22 protein-coding genes and 1 pseudogene are annotated in these 24,827 nt (G+C 62.8%); 19 read left to right on the forward strand and 4 right to left on the reverse strand.

Features of this window, described 5'->3' with window-relative positions:
* The 10 genes and pseudogenes from tdh to IB272_RS31445 all read left to right on the forward strand — a co-directional run.
* Positions 1–290 (forward strand): annotated as a pseudogene (gene tdh, locus IB272_RS31400) (L-threonine 3-dehydrogenase); the annotation flags it as partial.
* Positions 291–418: 128 nt separating this feature from the next.
* Positions 419–1,414 carry a LysR family transcriptional regulator gene (locus IB272_RS31405; RefSeq protein ID WP_192445734.1) on the forward strand — a complete coding sequence of 332 codons (996 nt, stop codon included), beginning with the start codon at positions 419–421 and terminating at the stop codon, positions 1,412–1,414.
* A gap of 63 nt (positions 1,415–1,477) precedes the next feature.
* Complete coding sequence (locus IB272_RS31410; RefSeq protein ID WP_051659598.1) at positions 1,478–2,578, forward strand: extracellular solute-binding protein; 1,101 nt, start codon at positions 1,478–1,480, stop codon at positions 2,576–2,578.
* Positions 2,579–2,656: 78 nt separating this feature from the next.
* Positions 2,657–3,637, forward strand: coding sequence for an ABC transporter permease (locus IB272_RS31415; protein ID WP_051659597.1), 981 nt, complete (start codon positions 2,657–2,659; stop codon positions 3,635–3,637).
* A 9-nt stretch (positions 3,638–3,646) separates the two neighbouring features.
* Complete coding sequence (locus IB272_RS31420) at positions 3,647–4,438, forward strand: ABC transporter permease (protein WP_060584577.1); 792 nt, start codon at positions 3,647–3,649, stop codon at positions 4,436–4,438.
* A gap of 5 nt (positions 4,439–4,443) precedes the next feature.
* Positions 4,444–5,514 (forward strand): ABC transporter ATP-binding protein, encoded by a 1,071-nt coding sequence (locus tag IB272_RS31425; protein ID WP_090301919.1) that lies wholly within the window; start codon positions 4,444–4,446, stop codon positions 5,512–5,514.
* A 13-nt stretch (positions 5,515–5,527) separates the two neighbouring features.
* Positions 5,528–6,997 carry an NAD(P)/FAD-dependent oxidoreductase gene (locus tag IB272_RS31430; RefSeq protein ID WP_192445735.1) on the forward strand — a complete coding sequence of 490 codons (1,470 nt, stop codon included), beginning with the start codon at positions 5,528–5,530 and terminating at the stop codon, positions 6,995–6,997.
* Between the two features lie 31 nt (positions 6,998–7,028).
* Positions 7,029–7,529 (forward strand): hypothetical protein, encoded by a 501-nt coding sequence (locus IB272_RS31435; protein WP_060520885.1) that lies wholly within the window; start codon positions 7,029–7,031, stop codon positions 7,527–7,529.
* A gap of 1 nt (position 7,530) precedes the next feature.
* Positions 7,531–8,109, forward strand: coding sequence for a peroxidase-related enzyme (locus tag IB272_RS31440; protein ID WP_060609974.1), 579 nt, complete (start codon positions 7,531–7,533; stop codon positions 8,107–8,109).
* Positions 8,110–9,456: an MATE family efflux transporter gene (locus IB272_RS31445; RefSeq protein WP_255381128.1), complete on the forward strand. Its 1,347-nt coding sequence runs from the start codon at positions 8,110–8,112 to the stop codon at positions 9,454–9,456.
* Positions 9,457–9,474: 18 nt separating this feature from the next.
* Here IB272_RS31445 and IB272_RS31450 read toward each other — a convergent pair whose 3' ends face one another.
* Together IB272_RS31450 and IB272_RS31455 are read right to left on the reverse strand one after the other, a co-directional pair.
* Positions 9,475–10,713, reverse strand: coding sequence for an FAD-dependent oxidoreductase (locus tag IB272_RS31450; protein ID WP_192445736.1), 1,239 nt, complete (start codon positions 10,711–10,713; stop codon positions 9,475–9,477).
* Positions 10,714–10,737: 24 nt separating this feature from the next.
* Positions 10,738–11,562, reverse strand: coding sequence for a M55 family metallopeptidase (locus tag IB272_RS31455; RefSeq protein WP_060584571.1), 825 nt, complete (start codon positions 11,560–11,562; stop codon positions 10,738–10,740).
* A 111-nt stretch (positions 11,563–11,673) separates the two neighbouring features.
* On the opposite strand from IB272_RS31455, the gene IB272_RS31460 reads away from it, so the two are divergent.
* From IB272_RS31460 to IB272_RS31500, 9 genes are all read left to right on the forward strand, one after another.
* Positions 11,674–13,131 (forward strand): M81 family metallopeptidase, encoded by a 1,458-nt coding sequence (locus IB272_RS31460; protein ID WP_060584569.1) that lies wholly within the window; start codon positions 11,674–11,676, stop codon positions 13,129–13,131.
* 176 nt (positions 13,132–13,307) lie between these two features.
* Complete coding sequence (locus IB272_RS31465; protein ID WP_060584582.1) at positions 13,308–13,940, forward strand: XRE family transcriptional regulator; 633 nt, start codon at positions 13,308–13,310, stop codon at positions 13,938–13,940.
* 123 nt (positions 13,941–14,063) lie between these two features.
* Positions 14,064–15,605 carry an ABC transporter substrate-binding protein gene (locus tag IB272_RS31470; RefSeq protein WP_034801826.1) on the forward strand — a complete coding sequence of 514 codons (1,542 nt, stop codon included), beginning with the start codon at positions 14,064–14,066 and terminating at the stop codon, positions 15,603–15,605.
* Positions 15,606–15,736: 131 nt separating this feature from the next.
* Positions 15,737–16,750 (forward strand): ABC transporter permease, encoded by a 1,014-nt coding sequence (locus IB272_RS31475; protein WP_034801824.1) that lies wholly within the window; start codon positions 15,737–15,739, stop codon positions 16,748–16,750.
* A gap of 2 nt (positions 16,751–16,752) precedes the next feature.
* On the forward strand, positions 16,753–17,661 hold the full coding sequence (gene ddpC, locus IB272_RS31480) for a D,D-dipeptide ABC transporter permease (RefSeq protein WP_060520890.1): 909 nt from the start codon (positions 16,753–16,755) through the stop codon (positions 17,659–17,661).
* Positions 17,658–18,683: an ABC transporter ATP-binding protein gene (locus IB272_RS31485; protein WP_082584699.1), complete on the forward strand. Its 1,026-nt coding sequence runs from the start codon at positions 17,658–17,660 to the stop codon at positions 18,681–18,683. The genes ddpC and IB272_RS31485 overlap by 4 nt, the downstream gene beginning before the upstream one ends.
* Positions 18,680–19,672: an oligopeptide/dipeptide ABC transporter ATP-binding protein gene (locus tag IB272_RS31490; RefSeq protein WP_060644737.1), complete on the forward strand. Its 993-nt coding sequence runs from the start codon at positions 18,680–18,682 to the stop codon at positions 19,670–19,672. The genes IB272_RS31485 and IB272_RS31490 overlap by 4 nt, the downstream gene beginning before the upstream one ends.
* 389 nt (positions 19,673–20,061) lie before the next feature.
* Positions 20,062–20,886, forward strand: coding sequence for a creatininase family protein (locus IB272_RS31495; RefSeq protein ID WP_034801818.1), 825 nt, complete (start codon positions 20,062–20,064; stop codon positions 20,884–20,886).
* A gap of 114 nt (positions 20,887–21,000) precedes the next feature.
* Entirely contained in the window at positions 21,001–22,563 is a 1,563-nt protein-coding gene (locus IB272_RS31500) for an ABC transporter substrate-binding protein (RefSeq protein WP_060520901.1), read from the forward strand.
* 361 nt (positions 22,564–22,924) lie between these two features.
* Here IB272_RS31500 and IB272_RS31505 read toward each other — a convergent pair whose 3' ends face one another.
* Positions 22,925–23,536 carry an outer membrane protein gene (locus IB272_RS31505; protein WP_060520891.1) on the reverse strand — a complete coding sequence of 204 codons (612 nt, stop codon included), beginning with the start codon at positions 23,534–23,536 and terminating at the stop codon, positions 22,925–22,927.
* Between the two features lie 97 nt (positions 23,537–23,633).
* Positions 23,634–24,680, reverse strand: coding sequence for an ATP-binding protein (locus IB272_RS31510; protein ID WP_060520892.1), 1,047 nt, complete (start codon positions 24,678–24,680; stop codon positions 23,634–23,636).
* Positions 24,681–24,827: the final 147 nt, after the last annotated feature.

Below are 24,827 nucleotides of genomic sequence, written 5' to 3' on the forward strand. Positions count from 1 at the left end.
CCTTCCGCGACATGATCGACAAGATGAACAATGGCGGCAAGATCGCCATCCTCGGCATCGCACCGGCCGGCTTCGAGATCGACTGGAACAAGGTGATCTTCAAGATGCTCAACCTCAAGGGCATCTATGGCCGCGAGATGTTCGAGACCTGGTACAAGATGATCGCCTTCGTGCAGGGCGGGCTCGACCTTGCCCCCGTCATCACCCACCGCATCAAGATCGACGAGTTCCGCGACGGCTTTCAGGCCATGCGCTCCGGCAATTCCGGAAAGGTCGTCATGGACTGGTAAGGCCGCAAGAGCGGGCCTGATCCGGCCCGGTCGAGCCCACCCGAGAAAAATTGTCTTTTGTCACTAGAACTAAGAATGCGTTTTATGCACTATTGATCGTCCACCATGCAGGGAGCGCATGATAGCCGATGGAAGTACGCGATCTCGAGGCCTTTCTCGCCGTTATGTCGACGGGCAGCATCACAGGTGCCGCCCGCCTGCTCGACCGCTCGCAGTCGCAGGTGACGCGCCTGATCCAGGACCTGGAGACGTCGCTCGGCTTTGCGCTGTTCGAGCGGAATGGCCCGAGGATCGCGCCGACCGACAAGGGCATTGCCTTCCATGAGGATGCCGAGCGTTTCGTCAGCGGCATCGGGCACCTGCGCAATCGCGCCAAGGCAATCGCCGGCAAGGAACCCGAGCCGATCGAGATCGCCGCAACGCCGGCCTTTGCCAGCGGCATCATCCCGATCGCACTTGCCGAACTGCCGGAGCATCTGCTGCCCCACACGATCAATCTGCGCAGCATGCCGGCCGAGGCCGCCGTGCAGTCGGTGTTTGCGCGGACGGCGGATTTCTGCGTGACGTCGCTGCCGGCCGATCAGCCCGGCCTGGACGTTCAGGGTTTTTTCGAAGGGCGCTGCGTCGCCGCGGTTGCGCCGCACGATCCGCTGGCTGCGAAAGACGTGATCTCGATCGCCGATCTGGCCGGGCGCACGCTGGTCACCATGTCCAATCCGTTTCGGCTGCGCCATAGCGTTGATGAAGTGCTCAATGCGGCCGGCGTGCGGCCCAATCGCATTATCGCGACCAACGCGGCCAATAACGCCGTGCAGGTCGCATCGCTCGGCCTTGGCGTGGCGATCATCGAGCCGGCGACGGCCTACGGTCTGCAATCGGCGCCCATCGTCATTCGGCCTCTCGATGTCGAGATCCCCTTCCTATGGGCGATCCTGTCAGCCGGCTCGCGCCCGCTCTCGGCCGGCGTTCGGGAACTCATTCAACGGATAGCGCGGATCGCTTCGGAGCGGATGCCGGATCTGACAGTGCATGATCCCAGGCAGATGGCGCGTATCGCCGAAAGGAGCTTTGCCGGCAGGAACGCCGGCAATGGTGCGCTGCCGGACAACCCGGCGGCGAAATAAAGGGGAGCAAAAAGCTCTGAACGCCCACACGAGAATTGAGCCTGCCAAAATGAGGAGAACGAGATGAACAATTTTGATGTCACCCGCCGATCGGCAATGAAGCTGTTGGCGGCCGGCGCCGGTGTGCTCGCAGCGCCTTCGATCATCCGCCCGGCCTTCGCACAGAGCAAGGTCGTCAACATCACGACCTATGACAAGTTCGTACCGCAGTCCTTCATCGATCAGTTCCAGAAGGATACCGGCATCGAGGTGCGAATCCGGCTGACCGACGACCAGGGAAAGCAGTACAACCTTTTGACCGCCGAAGGGGCTGCACCTTCCACCGACATTGTCACCGTGACCGGCCATCGCCTGTCGCAGTTCATGAAATCGAACCTGCTCTCGTCGCTCGACACCACGCGGCTGAAGAACTGGGGCAAGCTTGCAGCCGCCTACAAGGGCGCGCCGCAACTGACCGTCGACGGCAAGACCTTCGGCGTGCCGCTGCTTGCCGGCTTCGAGGGCCTGGTGCGCAACACCGAATACGCCAAGGCTTCCGACAGCTGGGCGATCATGTTCGATGACGAGAACAAGAACCTGACGTCCTATATCGTCAGCGACTTCCTCTCGATCGTCATGCGCTACCAGGGCAACGACGGCGACTACGTCACCTATGGTGACAAGCCCGAAGTCGCACAGGCCGCAACGAACCAGGCCCGCGATTTCCTCATCCAGCACAAGGACAAGGTGCGCAAGTACTACGATGCCGGCTCCGAGCTGCAGCAGATGTTGGTCAACGAGGACATCTACCTGGCGCAGGCCTGGTCCGGTCCGGCCGCCAAGCTCATCATGGACGGCCATCCGATCGAGATCTCGGTGCCGAAGGAAGGGACCTTCGGCTTCCTCTATTCGTTCAACATCGTCAACAACGCGCCGAACGCGGACGCGGCCTACACCTTCCTCGACGCCATCCTGTCGTCGCCGGAGATTGGTGCTGCGATGACCCGCCAGTCCGGCTTCTCGTCGGCCTTCGACGGCGTCGACAAGGTGCTGGACGAGAAGGAGCGTGCCGCGCTGTCGCTGCCGCCCGAGCAGGTCGAACGCATCCAGTTCTTCAGCTCCGTCAACCGCGACATGAAGAACGAGATGATCGACAAGGCAACGGCCGAGATCAAGTCGGCCTGACCTATCAAAATCCGGGCGATCGGCTGAGGCCGGTCGCCCGTCATAAAATGGACTCTTCCAGAGCCGGGAACAAAGACAATGCTGGATACGACAACACAACCGCCATCCGTCGGTTTGTCGACGGTGCCGCGCTATGCCGGATGGATCGGCAAGGCGGCACGTTCGGGGCTTTATCGCCATACGATCGGCCTGCTCGTCGAAAGCCGGCGCGTGCGTCTCGCCGTGCTGGCAGGCGTGCCGCTTTTCTGGATCGCTATGTTGCATATCGGGCCGATCCTGCAGATGGCCAATATCAGCCTTCTTGCCAACTATCCGCCGCAGCCGGACAAGAGCAGCGAATACACGCTGGCCAACTACGCGCTGTTCTTCTCCGATCGGCTCTATTTCCTGCCCTTTGTCCGCAGCCTGATCTTTGCCGCCGTGGTCACGATCTCGACACTGGTGATCGTCTATCCCGTGGCCTACTACGTCGCAAAGATTGTGCAGCCGAAGAACCGGATGCGGGCCCTGTTGCTGCTGCTCATCCCCTTCTGGGCCGGTGAGCTGATCCGCACCTTCTCGGTCATCATGCTGCTCGCCAACCGCGGGGCGCTGAACGTGCTCTTGCGGGAATTCGGCTTCATCGACCGGCCGATCCCGATGCTCTACACCTTCTTTTCGCTGAGCTTCGGCGTCATCTATCTGCTGGCGCTCTACATGCTCCTGCCGCTCTATTCGGCGATCGAGAAGATCCCGACGCCGCTGATCCAAGCGGCAGCCGATCTCGGCGCCGGACCCTTTCAGCGGTTCCGCCGGGTCATCCTGCCACTCTCCAAGGACGGCATCGTCTCTGGGTGCAGCCTCGTCTATCTGACCGCCGTCGGTGTCTTCGCAGCACCGCTGCTGCTTGGCGGCCCGAATTCAGTGATTTTCCCTGAAGTTATCGCGACGCTGTTTCACGGCTCAAACGACAAATGGCCGGAAGGTGCTGCCTTCTCGATGATCATGCTTGTCGTGTCCTTGACGACCGTCGGGCTCTTCATGCGGGTCGTCGGCGGTCGCTCCGTCCGGCTGATGTGAGGGCGAACGATGCGAACCTATTTCAACGACCTTCCGAAAACCGCGCTCGGTGCTTCCTACTGGATCTTTGCCGTCTATCTGGTCCTGCCGCTGGCGCTGATGACGGCGATGAGCTTCAAGGACGCGAACTTTATCGCCTTCCCGATCGGCAACTGGACGCTGTCCTGGTACGGCAAGGTGATCCAGGACAAGCAGTTCCTCGAAGCCTCGCTCTATTCGATCGGCATTGCGCTCGCGACCACCGTTTCGGCGACGATCATCGGCGTCTGGATCGCACTTCTCGTTTCGGCGGAAAACATCTGGGGCAAGGCAGTGATCTTCGCGCTCGCCTGTCTTCCGGCCGTGGTGCCGGGGCTGATCAACGCGATCTCGATGCGCATCTTCATCCGCGCCGTCGACATTCCGACCGGAACCTTCGCGATCATCCTTGCGCATACGGTTCATGCCGTGCCCTTCGTCGTCATCATGGTTCTGACCCGGCTGCGGTCGATGCCGGCCAATCTGGTGGATGCGGCGCGCGATCTCGGCGCCGATCCCTTCATCGCCTTCCTGCGCGTCACCATCCCCTATCTGATGCCGGCGCTCTTCGGCGGCATGATCTTCTGCGTGTTGACCAGCATCGACGACTTCGTCCGCACCTTCTTCCTCGGCGGCTACCAGCCGACCCTGCCCATGCTGATCTTCGCCAAGGTGCAAGGTGGTATGTCGCCGGAAATCAACGCCATGGCGACCATCGTGCTCGTCGTCACCACCGCCATCGGCCTTTATGCCGAGCATTTCACCCGCCGATCGAGGAGCTGACGCAAATGCAGCCTGTCGTCCATTTCAAGAACGTCAACAAGTCCTATGGGGCGCTGACCGCCGTCGATGATCTCGATCTTGCGATCGCGCCCGGCCAGTTCGTCACGCTGCTTGGCCCATCCGGCTGCGGCAAGTCGACGACGCTGCGCATGCTCGGTGGCTTCGACAGCCCGACGTCGGGGGAAATCTACCTCGAGGGCAAGCCGATCTCGCACCTGCCGCCGAACAAGCGCAACGTCAACATCGTCTTCCAGGACTACGCGCTCTTTCCGCATTTGACGGTCGGCCGCAACATCGCCTTCGGCCTGGAATTGAAGGGCATGGAGAGCGCCGCGATCCACAAACGGGTCAGCGATCTCCTCGCCCTCGTCTCCCTGCAGGACCACGCCGAACGCATGCCGGCACAGCTTTCCGGCGGACAGCGCCAGCGCGTGGCGCTGATGCGGGCGCTGGCTCCGGATCCGAACGTGCTGCTCCTCGACGAGCCGCTGTCGGCGCTCGACGCGAAGCTGCGCCAGCAGATGCAGATCGAGCTGAAGTCGATCCAAAAGAAGACCGGCAAGACCTTCATCTTCGTCACCCACGACCAGGAGGAAGCGCTCACCATGTCCGACGTCATCGTCGTGATGAACAAGGGCAGGATCGAGCAGATGGGAGGACCGGACGAGCTCTACGCCCGGCCACGCAGCCGCTTCGTTGCAAACTTTATCGGCCAGAGCAATTTCCTCGAAGGCACCGTTGCTTCGGTCTCCGGCGAGATCGCTGCCGTCGAGTGGCGCGGCAACATCGTGCATGCGGATGTGAACGGCACCTCGCCGATACCGGGAGACCATGCCACCGTAGCGCTGCGACCGGAGGCGGTTTTCTGCCTGTCGCGCAAGCCGGAAGACCGGCCGTCGCTCAAAGGGCGCATCGATCAGCGCGTCTTCAAGGGGGCTCACACGTCGCTGACCGTCAAGCTCGACAACGGTAGCACGCTCGAGGCGCAGATCGATCCGGTGGCGCTTTCGCATATCGAAGGGGACGACGTCTGGGTGGGGTGGCGCGACCGCGATGCCGTTCTGCTGGCGAAGTGAAGGGAGATCGGGGATGACCGACAATCAAAAGCAGCAACGGCTGGCCGCGCTCAATGCGCGGGTAAGGCAGGACCTGAGCTACCTCAACTATCCGCCGGCCAACTGGTCGAAGCCGGTGACGACTGCGGCGGGCGATGACGTCAGCGATGTGGTCGTGATCGGCGGCGGCATGTGCGGGCTCGTTGCCTGGCATGCCTTGACGCGTGCCGGTATTGCCAATCTGCGCATCGTCGACCGCGCGCCGAAGGGTTTCGAGGGCCCTTGGGTCACCTATGCGCGCATGGAGACGCTGCGCTCGCCGAAGATCCTTCTCGGCCCGGCACTGGGCGTTGCGTCACTCAGCTTCCGCGCCTGGTTCACGGCGCTTCATGGTGAAGCGGAATGGGAGGAGCTGTTTCGCATCCCGCGGCCGATGTGGATGGATTACCTGCGCTGGTATCGCGATGTCATGGACATTCCGGTCGAAAACGACACCCACGTCACCCGCGTCGTGCCGCGCCCCGATGGACTGCTGGAACTTGAAATCGCCGGCGGCGCAAAACCTGCGATCATCACCCGCAAGCTGGTGATGGCGACGGGCCGCGATGGGCTCGGCGAGCCGACCATTCCGGACTTCGTCAAGAACATTGAGCGGCACAAGTCCTGGGCGCACTCGGCCGACGAGATCGACTTCGATCGCCTGAAGGGCAAGCGGGTCGTCGTCATCGGTGTCGGTGCTTCGGCGGTCGACAATGCTGCCGAGGCGTTGGAGCAAGGGGCAGGGGAGGTGCGGCTTCTCGCCCGCCGCAAGGAAATGCCGACGGTCAACAAACTGATGGGTATCGGCTCTTATGGTGTGACCGCAGGCTTTGCCGAGATCTCGCCGGAATGGCGTTGGCGGCTGATGGATTATGCGGCCAAGCAGCAGACGCCGGCGCCGCACAATTCGACGCTGCGCGTCAGCCGGCACCCGAACGCTCACTTCCACTTCGACTGCGGCATCCGGTCGATGAGGGAAGAGGGCGGCGAGGTCGTTATCACCACCACCGGCGGGCGCATCTTCCGCACCGACTTCGTCATCCTCGGCACTGGGTTCTCGATCGATCCGCTGAGCCGCAGCGAGCTTGCCCCCTATCAGGACCAGATCGCCTGCTGGGATGACCGCTACGCGCCGCCACCGGGCGAAGAGAACCCCGGGCTCGGGCGCTTCCCCTGGCTGAACGGAGACTTCTCCTTCACCGAGAAGGAGCCGGGAACAGCCCCCTGGCTGAAGGACATCCACTGCTTCAACTACGGCGCCTCCGTCAGCGTCGGCAAGGTCAGCGGCGACATTCCGGCCATCAGCGAGGGTGCGCTCTGGTTGGCGCGCGGGGTCGCGGCCTCGCTCTTCATTCGGGACGTCGACTACCATTGGGAAGCGCTAATCGCCTACGAAAAGCCGGAGCTCGACGGGACCGAATGGTTGGATGCCGACGCGCCGACGCCGGCGCAGAAGACGGCCTGACCCTCCCGCGTTTCAGATGACAGGAAAACCAATGACCTCTCCATCGACAACTGACGTAATTGACACGGTGCTCGGGCTCGATCGCTTTCCCGACCTGCAGGCGCTGCGCGAACAGCGGGCGAAGCTGAAGCAGTTGAGCCAGACGAGCTATCAGGCTGCCCTTCGCCCTGCCGATCCGCGCAACTTCTCCTATGCGCTCCGAGCAGCCCTTGCTGCGCGCATGGCGGCACTCTGGAAGTCGCAGGAGCTCTCCGCGCATTTCCGGGCGCTGCTCGAACGCGAGGACGAGGGCTCCGCGTTGGCGTCGATTGCCGATCCTGGCAACGGCATCGAAGACCCCCGCCTTCAGGCGATCCTCGCCCATGTCGATCTCGTCACGCTTTCGCCGAAGGAGGCGACGCGCACCAACATCGAAAAGCTCGCCGCCGCAGGTCTCGACGACCGGGACATCGTCACGCTCGCCGGCCTGATCGCCTTCGTGAACTATCAGGTGCTGGTTACGGCCGGCCTCAAGATGCTGAGGGACAACTGAGATGTCGCAAGCCGTGCACGAATTCACCGTCGAAGCGCTCGACTGGAAGCCCTATGTCAAGCCGGTCGATGTCGAGACCGCCACACCCGAACAGCTCGACGCGCTGAAGATCACGCCGTCCAACAGGAAGATTTCGGACTATGTGCTGGTTCTCGCCAACGAGCCGGAAACCCTGAAGGAGCGCACGCCGCTCTTCAACGACATCATGTATAGCGAGGGCGGGCTGTCGCGCGGTGGCCGGGAGATCGGCGCGCTTGCCGCATCCTTCGTCAACCGCTGCATCTATTGCGCCTCGGTTCATGCGGCGCGCTACATCCAGCTCGAAAAGCGGCCGGAGGTGGTCGACGAGATCTATGGCAGCGGCCTTGACGCGAACCTGCCGGAATTCGAGCAGGCGCTGTTCAATTTCGGCGTCGACCTGACGGCGCATCCCGACAATGTCGGCGCCTACCAGTTCTACCACCTGCGCGAGATCGGCCTCGACGACCTGCAGATCCTCGACCTTATCCACGCGGTTGCAATCTTCGGCTGGGCCAATCGGCTGATGCATACGCTCGGCGAACCACACCGGCTGGATTGAGTGAAACACGCTTCCGATCACGCTGCGGTCACGGTCCGTCCCTTCGACATCGCGCATCGCGACGTGCTTCGCATCGCGTTGCCGATGATGATCGCCTATCTGTCGAGCCCGCTTGTCGGGCTCGTCGCAACCGGCGTCATCGGCCAGTTGCGCGACGAGACCCTGATCGGCGGCGTGGCGCTTTCGACCGTCATCTTCGACGTCATCTTCGTCACCTTCAACTTCCTGCGCGGGGCGACCACGGGCTTTACGGCCCAGGCGCTCGGCGCCGGTGACCGGCGTGAAGAGCAGCGCATGCTCGCAAGCGGCCTCATCATCGCGATCGTGGCGGGGCTGGCACTGCTTTTGCTTCAAAAGCCGATCGGCGCGCTTGGCCTTGCCGCCATGGGCGCGGAAGGCAAGGTCGCCGAAGCGGCCGCCACCTATTTCGCCTGGCGGGTCTGGTCGGCGCCCTTCGTCCTCTTCAATTTCGTGGTTTTCGGCTGGATCATCGGGCGTGGCGATGCGCTCTGGGGCATGATCCTGCAAACCTTGCTCAATGCGCTGAACGCCGGCTTGAGCGTGCACTGGGTCCTCGGTCTCGGCTGGGGTGTGGCGGGCGTTGCTGCCGCCTCTCTCGTTGCCGAGGCCGTCACGGCACTGGCGGGGCTCTACCTCATCTGGGCAAAGACCGACCGGAGCGCGTGGAACCTGCCGGATCTGACGGCGTTCCGTCGCGCCTTTTCGGTCAATGGCGACATGATGATCCGCTCCTTCGCGCTTCTGATCGGGCTTTCCTTCTTCACCCGCCAAAGCGGCATGCTCGGCATCGAAGTCCTTGCGGCCAATACGATCCTGCTGCGCTTCTATTTCTTCGGCGTCGCCTTTCTCGACGGGGTGGCAACGGCGGCGGAGCAACTGGCCGGACGAGCCGTCGGCGCGCGCTACCGGCCGGCGTTCGACCGTGCTGTTGGTTTGACCACGGTATGGGGCTTCGTCTTTGCCGGGCTCGTCGCGTTCTGTCTCTTTGTGGCCGGCGACTGGGTGATCGGCATCACCGCCCCGTCGGAAAGCGTGTCAGCACTCGCACACGCGTACCTGCCCTATGTCGCCGCCCTTCCGATCTTCGGTATCGTCGCCTTCCAGATGGATGGCGTCTATATCGGCGCCACCTGGTCGCGGCAGATGCGAAATCTGATGGTCGCCTCGCTGGTGATCTACTTTGCCGCCTGGGCGATCCTGCAGCCGGTCTTCGGCAATGACGGACTGTGGATCGCGCTGATCCTGTTCCAAAGCGCCCGCAGCGTCGCCTTCCGGCTCATGCTGCCGCGGCTGGCCGACCGCACATTTTCGACCGTGCGCCAATGACCGGGCCCTGACGTTCGGCTATGCCCAGTCTCGGCTCGACGGCAACAGGGGCAGGGCCAGCGGATTGTTGCGATTCCCGGCAACCTGCTCGGCCAGGAGAAGTGCTGTCGTCGGCCCCAGGGTGAAGCCCTGGTGCCCATGGCCGAAATGGAACCACAGGCCCTTGTGACGACTGGGCCCGACGACGGGAAGCATGTCGGGCATGCAGGGACGGGTACCCGACCATGGCGCTGCTTCGATGGGGTCGCGGAGTGCAAAGAGCGTTCGTGCGGCGTTGACGGCGTGTCGTATCTGTCGGGATGCCGGGGCGGTGCCGAGCGGCGCCAGGTGCGCGCCGGTCAAAACCCGCCACCCCGCGTTCATCGGGGCGATCAAGGCGGAGCTGTCGATGTCCAGCATCGAAATGCGTGGGCCTTCCTTGCCGCCAAAGTGCCAGTGGTAGCCGCGCTTGAACACCATGGGGACACGATAGCCAAACCGCGCCAAAAGCATCGGCGACCACGGCCCCAGGGCGACGACCGCGTTTTCAGCCGTGAGATTGCCACGCTCCGACAGGACCCGCCAGCCCGCGCCGGTCTGCTGCAGGGACATGGCATCGCCCTGGGCGACCTTGCCGCCGCGGGCGACGAAGAGCGCGGCGTAGCGCGAGACCAGGTCGCCCGGATCACGGCAGGTCCAGGGTGAGGTCCAATGGACTGCGCCCGCCAGCCGGCTTTTGAGCGCAGGCTCGCTTGCCGCAAGCTCGTCGGAGGTAAGCACGTCCGACGGCACACCGTATTCCCGTTTCAGACGCTCGGCGGTCGCGACAGCCGCATCGAGCTTTCCTGGCGAACGGTAGACCGCGCGCCAGCCCTCGCGAACGATCAGGTCGCCGGCATTGGCGGGTTCGATGAAGCGCGCATGATCGCCGCTCGCCCGCAGCGCCAGCTTCGAGTAGGCCGCGACGGCTCTCGCATAAGTCGCCGGCGCCGATTGCGTGAAATAGCGCCAGAGCGGTCCGGCCAGCCGCGGCATGTCGCCGAGCCGCCAGTCCGTATCGTTGCCGCGCTTCAATCCGACCCTGACGATCTCGGCAAGCGAGCGAGGAAAAGCATAGGGTTCGACGGCCTCGGTCTGGATGATGCCGGCATTGCCGTAGCTGGTTTCCCGGCCCGGTGCCTTGCGGTCGATAAGCACCACCTGGTGCCCGGTTTCCTGCAAAGCTAGCGCTGTGGAGACGCCGACCATGCCGGCGCCGAGGACGATAGAGGTGGTCATGGATTGGTTCCGCGGAAATGCTCGTCAGAAGGTGAGGCGGGAATTGTAGCCGACCACGAATTGGATGAAACGCGAGACGTCGACCATGTCGTCGCCCGGGTAGCGGATCGTGTACCCGTCGGTGCGTTCGACGCCCTTGAGATAGGAAAGATATTCGGCCGGAAGGCGGTTGCGGAAGACGATCTCAAGGACGGGGTTCTCCAACTTGAACGGCTTTGCCGAACCGGCCCTCGACAATGCCTTCTTGACGCCCTCGCGGATGCGGCGATGGGCGACGGCGGGCGTCAATGTGATCGCCGATTGCGTGCTGTAGACTTGCTTGACCGGCACCGTCACGATGTCGCCGATCCGCTCCTTGATTTCGTCGAGGGCAACGTTGTCACCGGATGCGAGCAGCACCGGTACGCCAAAATGTCCGGCGATGGCGGCGTTGATGCCGGCCTCCGGCATGACGGTGCCGTTGATCCGCACTTCGGCAAAGGCGGTGCCGCCGATCGTGTGCGACAGCACGCCGCCCTTGTGGCTTGCGCCGGCATGGTAGCCGAGAAGCATCGCGCCGACGAAGGAACCGAGTTCGACGCCCTGCATCATCATCAGCGGCCGCGGCCAGCTGCGCACGACCTGTACGTAGTCGGGCAGGCGGTCGATCAGGATGCTCTCGCCATTTCCATGGGAATCGCTGAGGATGACCTCCTCGACGCCTTCCTCGTACGCAGCTTCGCAGGCGTGAACCACGGTGTCCGTCATCCAGCGCCGGGCGTTCTCGTACTCGAAACCTTCGGGCATCAACTGGTCGCGGCTCACGACCCCGACGATCCCTTCGATGTCAGCGGAAATATAGATGCGCATTCCTGCCTCCCCGGTCAGCCGCGCAAGGGCGCGGATAATGCATTTGACTTTCCGACGATAAACATAGTTTTATGATTAGAAAATATCTTTCTTGATAGGCGAGAGGCGAAAATGAAACTTTTCATCGCGGGGCTGGATACGGAGACCAACACCTTTTCGCCCATGCAGACCGGCATCGAGGCCTTCCGAGAGAACCTGATCGCCTATGGCGATGCCACCGGCAAGCCGCTCAACTGCTGCTCTTCGCAAATGTTCGTCTGGCGCAATGCCGCGCAAGAAAAAGGCTGGGATGTGGTGGAGAGCTTGTGCGCCGTGGCCGAGCCCGGCGGCAGGACGACGCGAGCGGTCTATGAGAGTTTCCGCGCCACCATTCTCGACGATCTCAAGGCCGCGATGCCCGTTGACGCCGTGATGCTTGCTCTGCACGGAGCCTGTGTGGCCGACGGCTACGACGATGTCGAAGGCGATCTGCTTGCGCATGTCCGGCAGGTGGTCGGGCCGGATGTGCCGGTCGCAGCCGAACTCGACCTGCACTGCCATATCACCGAACGCATGCTGGCCAATGCGACCATGATCGCCACCTACAAGGAATATCCGCACACCGACATCGAAGAGGTTGCGGAACAACTGTTCCGGTTGATGGAGCGCACACTTGCGGGCGATGTGAAGCCGGCCATGGGCATGCATGATTGCCGCATGATCAACACCTTCCACCCGCATCGCGCGCCCTTGCGTGGCATCGTTGACCGCATGAAGGCGATGGAAGGGCAGGACGGTGTGCTCTCGGTCTCCTTCGGTCACGGCTTCCCCTGGGGCGATGTCGAGGATGTCGGTGCCAAGATGCTTGTTGTGACCGACAACGATCCGGAAAAAGCCGTGCGTGTCGCCCGGTCCTTCGCTCGCGAGATATTCGAGGCGCGTGAACAGATGCGGGGAGACTATCTCGGGATCGACGCGGCGCTGGACCGGGCCGTTGCCGCGACAAGCGGTCCGATCGTGCTTGCCGATGTTTCGGACAATGCCGGCGGAGGCGCGCCTGGAGACTCGACCTTCATCCTGCGTCGTATCATCGAGCGCGGCATCGAAGACGTGGCCTCCTGCCTCTATTGGGATCCGATTGCGGTTCGCATGTGCCGCGAGGCGGGGGAAGGGGCCACTTTGGCACTGAGGATCGGCGGAAAGGTCGGGCCTGCATCCGGCGACCCGCTCGACCTGACGGTGACGGTCAGGCGCGTCGCGTCCGGCATCACCCAGCGCTTCGGGCCGACGCCGCTTGCCATCGGCGATGCCGTGTGGGTTTCTGCCGGCAGCATCGACATCGTGCTCAACACCGTTCGCACCCAGACCTTCCATCCGGAATGCATGACGGCATTGGGGCTTGACCCGGCGCAGAAGAAAATCGTCGTGGTGAAATCCAGCAACCACTTCCGTGCCGGCTTCGAACCGATCGCGCGTGACATTCTTTACGTCAGTGCGCCAGGCGCCTTGCAGCCGACTTTCGAGGATCTGGCTTTCACCAAGCTGAAGCGCCCCTATTGGCCAAGGGTCGCCAACCCGTTTGCGGATTAGGCGGGCTTCGAAACGCTGCAAGTGGTTGTGGGGCAGGGATTGCCGTCAACACGATGTTGCTTTCGGCCACGTATTATAGGAAATGGTTTTCCTATCATGCCAATCGGATTCTGTGTTGCGGGCGGGCGAGAACCGGCGAGCACTTCGATGGCGGCAGGCAAATGGAGACGCCAACGATGACCGACGCGAAATCCAGCCTCGGCGAGATCCTCAAGGATATTCGCAACCGCAACCGCTGGACCTTGGCCGAAGTCAGCTCCATGACCGGGCTTGCGGTCTCGACCCTTTCCAAGGTCGAGAACAACCAGATGCAGCTCACCTACGACCGCTTGATCCAGCTTGCCCAGGGCCTGAAGGTCGACATCGTCGAGCTTTTCGGGACCATGACGGGCGCGGAAGACGTCCCCAACATGATGGGGCGGCGCACCTATACCAAATCCGGCGACGGGCGGGAGATCGTCACGCAGAACTACGACTATCTCTATGTTTGCACGGAGATTTCCAAGAAATCGATGGTCCCGATCCTGGCGATGGCGCGGGCGCGCACGCTCGAGGAGTTCGGACCGCTGATCCGCCACAAGGGCGAGGAATTCTTCTACGTCCTCGACGGTGAATTGGAACTTCACACCGAGATCTACGCGCCCCTTCGGCTGAAGAAGGGTGATTCCTGCTACTTCGACGCCATGATGGGACACGCCTATTTGAGCGTCAGCGAGGAGCCGGCGCAGATATTATGCGTTTGCTCGACCCCGGAAACCGAATTGGTCTCCACGCTGGCAAACGCGCAGACGATCAAGCTCAAAAACTGATCGAAACTAAAAAACAAATACGATAAGAAAAAATATTGCACTTAGGAAAATCGTTTCCTAGTCTAGGACTGCGGTGGGTGCCGGGAGGGCATCGCACGCCGCGGTTCTGGGGAGGACGACGAGATGAACGGTTCCAAGTGGAAATCGATCGGCATTGCATTGCTTCTGGCATCGACGCCGCTTTCCGGCGCGATTGCTGCGCAGGACGTGCTGGTGCTGGCGCGCGCGGAAGATCCGCCGACAGCCGATCCAGGCATTGAGATCAGCAACAGCGGCTACACGCTCACTTATGCCGCCTATGAAAGGCTCGTCGCCTACAAGGGCGCCTCGACGGAAGTCGGGCCGGAACTCGCCGAAAGCTGGACTGCCGACGATGCCGGTCTCGTCTGGACCTTCAAGATTGCGGCCGGCCACAAGTTTGATGACGGCTCGCCGGTCGATGCCGCGGCCGTCAAGTTCAGCTTCGACCGGCTGATGAAGCTGAAGGCTGGCCCCTCCGACGCGTTCCCGGTCTTGAAGGAGGTCGAGGTCGTCGACCCGCAAACCGTAAAGTTTCACCTGACCGCGCCGTTTGCGCCGTTCATTTCAACGCTTGCCGTCTCCGGCGCTGCGATCATCAATCCCAAGGTCATGGAGCATGAGAAGGACGGCGACATGGCGAAGGCCTGGCTCGCCGAGCATACGGCCGGCAGCGGTCCCTATCGCATCGCTTCCTGGGAGCGCAACCAGAGCATCGTGCTCGACAGCAACGAACATTATGCAGGCGCCAAGCCGGCGCTGAAACAGGTCGTGCTCCGCATCGTCGGCGACGTGTCGGCGCGTCGCCTTCAACTGACCAACGGCGATGCCGACATCATCGAACAGATCCCGCTCGATCAGGCCGAAGCGCTGCAGAAGGATGCCTCCGTCGTCGTCGAGAGCAATCCGAGCATGTATGTGAACTACATCTACATGAACAATCGCCAGCCGCCGCTCGACGACGCCAAGGTGCGTCAGGCGATCTCCTATGCGGTCGACTACCAGGGCATCATCGACGGCATCATGCTCGGTCAGGCCAAGCAGATGCGCGGCGCCGTGCCGAGCGGCATGTGGGGCCATGATCCGCAGGGTTTCCAGTACAGCTACGACATCGAGAAGGCCAAGGCGTTGCTTGCCGAATCCGGCAAGGGCGACATCCATTTGACCTATACCTTCTCTCAGGCCGATCCTGCCTGGGAACCGGTCGGTCTGGCGCTGCAAGCCTCTCTCGCAGAAATCGGCGTCAAGCTCGATCTGCAGGCGGTCGCCGACACGACGAAGCGCGAGTTGGTCGCCAACGGCAAGTTCGACATGGCGCCCGGCGCCTGGACGCCTGATTTCGCCGACCCCTACATGTTCATGAACTACTGGTTCGACGCCGGTAAGATGGGCGGTCCGGGCAACCGTTCCTTCTACAACAACAGCAAGGTGACGGGTCTCGTCCAAGAGGCAGCTTCGATCGTCGACGAAGCAAAGCGCAAGGCTCTCTACATCGAGGCGCAGAAGCTTTCGACTGACGACGCGCCGTATCTCTACATCATGGAGAAGAACGACATCTTCGCCCGCCGCGCCGCGGTGAAGGGCTATGTCTACAATCCGATGCTGATCCAGGTCTACAACTTCGGAACGATGTCGAAGACGGAGTGAGGAGGAACGGTCAAGCTTCGCTTGGCCGACCGCATTCCACGGAACGCCTGCCGCCGGCCCCTGGCCGTGGCGGCAGGGTTCTTCGTTTCCCAAGCTAGGCCGGGGTTCCCCTGCCGGAAGGGCTGACGTCCATGGCAATCACCCGCATCATTCTTCCGCGTCTGATCCTCTTGCTTTTCGTCGTGCTGGGGGTCGCGGTCATCACCTTCACGATCTCGCATCTCATTCCCGGTGATCCGGCGCGCATGATCGCGGGCGACAGGGCAAGCGCCGAGACGCTTGAAAATGTCAGGCGCAATCTCGGTCTCGACCGGCCGGTCGTCGAACAATTCACCATCTATATCGGCAATCTGCTTCAGGGCGATCTCGGCACGTCGCTCAGGACCAATCGCCCCGTCGCGGCCGATATCCGCACCTTCCTGCCGGCGACGCTGGAGCTCGGCGTGGTCGCGCTTTTCATCGCGATCTGTCTCGGCGTGCCGCTTGGTGTGCTCTCGGCCGTCTACAAGGATGGTCCAATTGATCAGGTGGCACGAACGGTCTCGGTCTGCGGCATCTCGATGCCAGTCTTCTGGTTCGGCCTAATCCTGATCTACGTCTTCTATGCGAAATTCCAGATCCTGCCCGGCAGCGGGCGCCTGGCCATGGGTATTGCGACACCCGAGCGCATCACAGGCTTCCTGCTGATCGACTCGCTGCTGCAGGGCCGTTTCGACGCATTCCGCAGCGCCCTTTACCACATCATCCTGCCGGGCTTCGTGCTCGCCTTTGCCAATATGGGCGTGATCACGCGCCAGATCCGCGCCTCGATGCTCGACGTGCTGCAGGAAGATTACATCCGGACAGCACGCGCCAGTGGCCTGCGCAAGGGCATGATCATCTTCAACTATGCGCTCAGAAACGCGCTCATCCCGTCGATCACGCTGCTCGGGCTGGCGCTCGGCGATCTGCTCTATGGCGCGGTGCTGACGGAGACGATCTTCGCCTGGCCGGGCATGGGCACCTATGTTGTGACCTCGATCCAGACCCTCGATTTCCCCGCCATCATGGGTTTCACCATCGTCGCATCCATCGGCTACGTGCTGATCAACCTCCTGGTCGATCTCGCCTACATGCTCGCCGACCCGCAGATCAGGGAGGTCTGATCATGTCCGCCGTCATGCCGACAGAGCCTGCCGCGTCGAATGCAGCAATGCGCAGGACCAAGTCCTTTTCCGAGCGGCTGCGCTATTTCTGGTACCTCAGCCGCCGCAGCCCGCTGACGTTGGTCGGCGTCGCGATCATCCTGCTTGTCCTCGTGATGATCGTCGCCGCACCCGTGATCGCGCCCTACAATCCGGACAAGGTGTCGCTGACGGCGCGCCTGTTGCCACCGAGTGCGGCGCACTGGTTCGGCACCGACGAGGTCGGCCGCGACCTGTTCTCGCGCGTGATCTTTGGGGCAAGGGCTTCCTGCGGCGCCGCCTTCATGATCGTCCTGATCTCGATGTCGGTCGGGGTGCTGATCGGCTGCTTCTCGGGCGTCGTCGGCGGTCGGGTCGATACCGCCATCATGCGGCTGATGGATGTCGTGCTGGCCCTGCCGGCGCTGGTGCTCGCCATGGCGCTGGCCGCGGCTCTTGGCCCAAGCCTGTTCAATTCGATGCTGGCGGTCGCGATCGTACGCATCCCCGCCTATGTGCGCCTCGCCCGCGGCCAGACGCTGTCGTTGCGCGAGCAGGTCTTCGTCAAGGCGTCGCGCACCTTTGGCGCCTCGCCGTTCTACATCCTGCGCTGGCATATCCTGCCAAACGCCATGTCGCCGATCATCGTCCAGGCGACCCTCGATCTCGGCGGCGTCGTGCTGATTGCAGCCGCCCTCAGCTTCATCGGCCTCGGCGCGCAGCCGCCGACCGCCGAATGGGGCGCGCTCGTCAGCAGCGGCCGCAGCTACATGCTCGACCAATGGTGGTACGCGACCTTCCCGGGCCTGGCGATCCTGATCACGGCCATGGGGTGCAATCTCGTCGGCGACGGCATACGCGATATGCTCGACCCGCGCTTGAGGGGCAGATGATGACGATGGGAACGGCAGAACCACGCGGCCAGGCGCTGGCCATCAACAATCTCTCGCTGGAGTTTCCAACCTTCAGCGGCGCCGTCAAAGCGCTCGACGATGTCACGATCAGCGTCGGCAAGGCCGAGATTGTCGGTATTGTCGGCGAATCCGGCTGCGGCAAGTCGGTGACGACGATGGCGGCAACGGGGCTCCTGCCCAAGGGACGCTACCGCATCACCGGTGGCACCGTCAGGCTCTTTGGCCACAGCACGCTTTCCATGGACGACAATCAGTTGCAGGACCTGCGCGGCAAGGTGGTCTCGACCATCTTCCAGGAACCGATGAACGCGCTGAACCCGACGATCCGTATCGGCAAGCAGCTGACCGACGTCATCATGCGCCACGAGGAAATAGGTCTCGCCGAGGCAAGGCGCGTGGCGCGGGACATTCTTGCCGACATGCTGATCGGCGAACCAGAGCGGGTCATGAACCTCTATCCGTTCGAACTCTCCGGCGGCATGCGGCAGCGGGTGCTGATCGCCATGGCGTTTTCCTGCAACCCCGGCCTGATCATCGCCGACGAACCGACGACTGCACTCGATGTTACCGTGCAGGCGGTGATCCTGCGGTTGATCCAGAACCGGGCGCGCCGGACAGGCACGTCAGTCATCTTCATCTCGCACAATGTCGCCGTCGTCTCGCAGCTCTGCGATCGGCTCTACGTGATGTATGCCGGGCGGATCGTCGAGCACGGCGCGACGCGGACGGTCCTTGAAACGCCGCAGCATCCCTATACCCAGGCGCTGTTGCGCTGCCTGCCGGAGCGGGTCGCGCCGAAGCAGGAACTCGAAGCGATCCCTGGTGCTGTGCCGAACCTTCTCCACCCACCGGCGGGTTGCTACTTCCAGCCGCGATGCAAGGAAGCAGTCGAACAATGTCGAACCCAGTCTCCGCAACTGGTGGGGGCCAGCGGCCAGCAGGTCGCCTGCTGGCGTCGCGGTGCGGCGACCGAACTCGTAGAGCAGGGAGGCAGGCAATGACCGAAGGCGTTGGTACGATAGCGCGGCCGGTGCTCGAGGTTTCCGACCTTCATGTCCGCTTCCCGGCCTCCCGCAACTGGTTGGGGCGGCCCACGTCTTATGTGCATGCGGTCAATGGCGTGACCCTTGAGGTCGGCGCCGGCAAGAGCCTCGGCATCGTCGGCGAGTCAGGCTGCGGCAAGAGCACGCTCGCCCAGGCGATCATCGGGCTTGCGCCTTTTGAACAGGGCAGGGTGGCGATCGACGGCGAGGATTTTCAGAAGGCTCAGGGCAAACAAAAGCGCGCCTTGCGGCAGAAGATGCAGATCGTCTTTCAGGATCCGCAATCCTCGCTCGACCGGCGCCTGCCGGTTTGGCGGCTGATCAGCGAGCCGCTGCACATTCGCGGTGGGCACAGCAGGGCCGAACTGCATGAGAAGGCCGAGGAACTGGCCGTCGCCGTCGGGCTCCGTCCGGAACACCTCGATCGCCTGCCGCACGAGTTTTCAGGCGGCCAGCGCCAGCGCATCGCCATTGCCCGCGCGATCAGCACGGACCCGGAGCTGCTGGTGCTGGACGAGCCGACATCGGCGCTCGACGTCTCGGTGCAGGCGCAGATCATCAATCTGCTCTTGAAGCTGCAGCGGGAGCGCGGGCTCACCTATCTCCTGATTTCGCACGACGTCGCGCTGGTGCGCCATTTCTGCGACGACGTCGCGGTGATGTATCTCGGCCAGATCGTCGAATCCGGCCCGGCCGACGAAGTGTTGCGCAATCCCCGCCATCCCTACACGCAGACGCTTCTGGCGGCGGCGCCGAGCTTCGAAAGCCCGCTGCCGGATATTGCGCAGGTGCGTGCGGGCGAGCTTCCCAACAACCGCCATCTGCCGGACGGCTGCTTCTACAAGCAGAGGTGCGACCGGATCGGCGGCGGCTGCGAGGCGGGCCAGGTGCTGCGGCGCCTGAGCGAGAGCGCCCGCCATGTCAGGTGTCACCTGGCGCAGACGTGAAAGCGCAGACGACACGCCAGATCCGCGCCCGCCGGCCCAACCGCCGGAACGGCGCGGTGCGGCCTGTGCCATTTGATGCGCAATTCCGATAGTTTGAGAAATATAATTTTCTTATAGGAAAAATAATTTGATTGATATTTCCGACTGTGCAAATTTGTAGCCGCCGCCATCGGGCGGCGCTTGCCAATCGGGACCGCCTTTTCGCGATCCCGCCGCTTGCCGGAGATGAGATTGACTGACCCAACGCTGCTCGACGCCTTTCGTCAGCCTGCGGCAATCGGATGGGCGCGCGGTGACCCTGCGGGTCGATGCCCGCGGACGCCAGACGGCGCGTGTCGCCGGCGAGGCGGCGAACAGAATTTGCTTTGATGACATGAAAGAGGCCTGACATGACCAAGGAAGTTGAATGGGCGCGCATGACCGCGCCGAGCCTGCGCGAAATTGCGGGCAAACCGGGGGCGCTTGCAATCCTGCCGATCGGCTCGCTGGAGCAGCACGGCCCGCACCTGCCCGTCATCACCGACACCGCGAGCGCATCGGCAGCCGCGATCCGCGCTGCCCGGCTGGTGGCCGATGACATTCCGGTCGCCGTCCTTCCGGGTTTGTGGACTGGCATGAGCGAACATCACCTGCCCTTCGGCGGCACGATCACGCTCGATTACGATACGCTGAGCCGCGTCCTCCGCTGCATCGTCCGATCGCTGAAGACGCTCGGCTTCCAGCGCCTGTTCATTGTCAATGGTCACGGCGGCAACATGGATCCGCTGGCGGTCGCCGTGCGCGAACTGGCGGTCGAGTTCGCCATGCCGATCGTCGCGACGACGCCGTGGATGCTCGCGACGGAGGAGGCATCAAAGATCTTCGAAGTCGACACCGGCGCCCACCATGCCTGCGAAGGTGAGGCCTCTGTCATGCTGGCGATCGTGCCGGACGCGGTAAAGACCGAGATGTTCGGTCAGGCTTTCGGTAACCAGCAGCACCCGGTCGACGTCCCGGCGGACGTGTCGCGCTTCTATTCCTTCTCCGAGCGCGCGCCGGTTACCGGTACCTGGGGCGATCCGCGCAGCGCAACGGCTGCAAAGGGCGAGCGTTTCCTCGATCTTCAGGCGAGCGAACTGGTGAAGCTGATCCGCAACGACGTGCTCTGGACCACGCCGGATCCGGTCTGGACCCCCGGCCGCGGGCTCGGCACCACGGCCGGCAGGGCCGAATGATCCTTCCGGCGCCATCCGCCGGCACTCGCATTCCATTCCTTTAGGGAGGACAGACCAATGAACGTGAAATTCGCGCGGACGCGCAACACCCTTGTAACGCTCTTCGCTGCCACCATGCTTTCAGGCGCCGCGCTGACGCCGGCCATGGCAAAGACGCTCGTCTATTGCTCGGAAGGCGCGCCGGAGGGCTTCGACGCGGCACTGTACTCGGCTAACAGCACCTGGGACGCGTCGGCCGAGACGGTCTATGACCGCCTCACAGAATTCGAGCCCGGCACCACCAATGTCGTCCCGGGCCTTGCCGAAAGCTGGACCATTTCCGCCGACAATCTCGAATACACGTTGAAACTGCGCGCGGGCGTGAAGTTCCAGACGACGGACGATTTCACGCCGACGCGTGATTTCAATGCAGACGACGTGCTCTTCACCTTCAACCGCCAGATGGACAAGGACGATCCGTGGCATAGCTATTTCGCCGGCGCGAACTGGGAAATGTTCAACGCGATGGAGATGCCGGCGGCGATCAAGGAGATCGTCAAGGTCGATGACAGGACCGTCAAGTTCGTACTGAACCAGCCGGATGCGTCACTGCCGTCGAAGCTCGCGCTGAACTTCGGCTCGATCGTGTCGAAGGAATATGCCGACAAGCTGGCGGCAGACGGGCGGCGCGAGGACCTCGATCGCAAGCCGGTCGGCACCGGACCGTTCCGCTTTGTCGATTACCAGCAGGACGCGGCGATCCGTTTTGCCGCCAATGCCGACTATTGGGATGGCGCGCCGAAGATCGACAATCTCATCTTCGCGATCACCACCGACCCGACCACCCGCATGCAGAAGCTTCAGGCGGGCGAATGCCACATCGCTCCGTATCCGGCACCGGCCGATATCGCCAAGCTAAAGGCAAATCCGGACCTCAACGTCATGGAGCAACCGGGCCTCAACGTTTCCTATCTGGCGATGAACACCCTGGTGGCGCCATTCGACAAGCTGGAGGTGCGCCGCGCCATCAACATGGCGATCGACCGCAAGGCGATCGTCGAGTCCGTCTATCAGGGCATGGGCCAGATGGCCAAGAGCGTCCTGCCGCCGACGATGTGGGGCTATAACGGCGGGATCGAGGGCTATGGCTACGATCCCGAAGCGGCCAAGAAGGTTCTCGACGAGGCCGGCGTCAAGGATCTGAAGATGAAGATCTGGGCAATGCCCGTCAGCCGCCCCTATATGCCGAATGCCCGCCGCGCCGCGGAACTGATGCAGGCGGATCTTGCCAAGGTCGGCATCGGTGTCGAGATCGTCTCCTACGAATGGGGCGAATACCTCAAGAAGTCGCGGGACAAAGCGCGCGACGGCGCCATCATCCTCGGCGGCACGAGCGACAATGGCGACCCCGACAACCTGCTCAGCTACTTCTTCAGCTGCTCAGGCGTCGGTGGCAGCAACAATGCCAACTGGTGCTACAAGCCGCTGGATGAGATCTTCCAGAAGGCCCGCGCCAGCTCGGACCAGGGCGAGCGGACGAAGCTCTACGAAGAGGCCCAGGCGATCATCAGCGATCAGGCGCCCTGGGTTCCGATCGCACATTCCACCGTCGTGCTGCCGATGTCGAAAAAGGTGAAGAACTACGTGATGGAGCCTCTGGGCTCGCATCGCTTCGACAAGGTCGACATCGAGGAGTAACTCACCCGATCCGGGCTGGGCGCGAGCTCGATTTTCTCGCGTGACTTAGGCGGGCGTTCGTCCCGTCCCGCCCGAGGCGCTGGAGATTTCACTCTCCAGTGGTCCCCGGGGGCGGGTGAACGACCGCGACAATGCCCGGCTGGCGGCGGCCAACGGCAGGGCGTTGATCGGCCTGTTCCAGTGACTACATCTTGCAACTCCCCAGTGTGGAGCGCAGCGGATAAAGAGCCGTGCGCCCTGTACGGAACCGCGGAATACCCGAAGCGAGGAAGTCTGCGCCTGCCGAGGCGCCGCCGGTTGGTGAAGTGTTGCTGCTCGCCCGACCGGTGCTAGGGGGACAGTAGAACCGGGCGTGTCGAGATCAGAAGCGGAAGTTCAGGCCCGTCTTGATCGCGTGATTGACCAGATTGTTCGAGCCCTTCACGCCACCGATCGTGGAGTCCACGCCGTTGAAGCGGGTCTGGGTATATTCGACCTTGCCGGAGATGTTTTCGGTAAATCCCATCTCTGCGCCCGCACCATAGGTCCAGCCCGTGTGCCAGCGATCGCGTGAGGTTACGGTGCCCTTGCCCTCGAAGCGGGCGGTGGTGACGCCCACCGTGCCGTAAAGCAACACGTTGTCGAGTGCGTAGCCCGCCTTGGCCCTGGCCGTACCGCTCCAGGTCTGCTGCAAGGCGCCGCCTTTGCCAACCTGGTACTGTAAGCCGCCGGCGCGCGCCGCCTCGATCTCACCACCGACCACGAAATCGCCGAACTGTTGATTGTAGCCGACCTGGACGCCGCCGTTGATCTTGTTCTTGCTGCCCTTCTGGTTCGAGGAGCCGGTGCCGATGTGGCCGCCCGCATAGGCCCCCGTCCAACGATCCACATTGGCAAAGTCGACGCCCGAATTGTTGAAATCAGCGGCCTGTGCGGTCGAAGCGGCTGCGGCAACGTTGAGAGCAAGCGCGGCCGTCTTGAAGTTGAGTGTCATCGATCGTTTCCTTTATTGTCGCGGACCGGTCCGGCCCGTTCAATGCGATCGGTTTGCCTCATCTGCTTGCAGGTTCCACGCAGAGTTCATCCGGTTTTCATGGAGAGAGTACGCTTTGCGAGCCTCTGCTCCCGCAGTCTGTCGGCAAGGCGATTTCGAAGGTCATGCCGCCGAACTCGTTTCGCTTCGCGCTGGCCGAACCTCCATGGGCCTCGGCGATCGCGCGAACCACCGACAGGCCGAGACCGCTGCCGCCGCTCGCCCGGGATCGGGAGTCATCCGCGCGCCAGAACCGATCAAAAGCGTGCTCGATGTCGACGTCGGACATACCAGGGCCGGAATCCTGGCATTGGAAGATTGCCTCCGAACCTCTCATCTTCGCCACGATGGAGAGCCGGCTTCCGGACGCATAGCGGGTGGCATTGTGCATGATCGCAAGCAAGGCCTGTCGCACTTTGCCGCGATCAAGCATCATCGGCGCCCGACTGAGGTTGAGCGATACCGGCATCCCGGCCTTCTCGAACTCGCCGAGCATCGCGGCTACGGCGGTCTCGACCTCTTCGCCCATGTCGCCTGGCTCCAACCGGAGCTCCAGCCGCCCTACATTCGAGAGCGCCAGGATGCGGAGGTCCTCGACGATGCCGGTCAGGTGATCGATCTGACCGATCAAGCCATCGTAAAGCTCAGTGGTTGGCTTGAAGACGCCGTCGCGCATTCCCTGCAGGCGGCCCCGCAGCACCGTCAGCGGCGTTCGCAGCTCATGGGCAATGGCGTTGTTCTGGTACTGCAACTCCTTCTCTGCGTTCTCCAGCAGTTCAGCCATCCGGTTGAAATGGTCGATCACATCGTCGACCTCCCCCAGTCGTCTTGATCGAACGGGCACGCGGGTGGAGAAATTTCCCATCGCGATCGCCTTTGCGGCATCGCGGATGAGCACCAGTGCGTTCACGATCCGGTGGCTGAGGCGACCGCCGATGATCGCAGCGATGATGAGGCTGACGGTGAGCACTGCGGCCATAACCAGGAGCTCGACCAGGGTGACCGGCTCGAGGACCGCGTCGGGGTGCGTCAGATAGAGGACGTACATGTAAATGAACGATCCCGACGTCAGCACCCCAATGGTGGCCGTCACCGCCAGAAACATGTGTTTCGTCAGAAGCCAGCTGAAGCCTCCGATCGCCCATTCCCGTTTCCTGGGACGGCTGCCCGGGGTTGGGCCGAAGGTAAGGTCTGTCGTTTGGGGATCGCTCATGGTGGTTCTCGGAGTTTCTCTGCAATCAGCGGTGCAACC

Source organism: Ensifer sp. ENS08, from assembly GCF_014852195.1.
Lineage (GTDB): Bacteria > Pseudomonadota > Alphaproteobacteria > Rhizobiales > Rhizobiaceae > Ensifer > Ensifer adhaerens.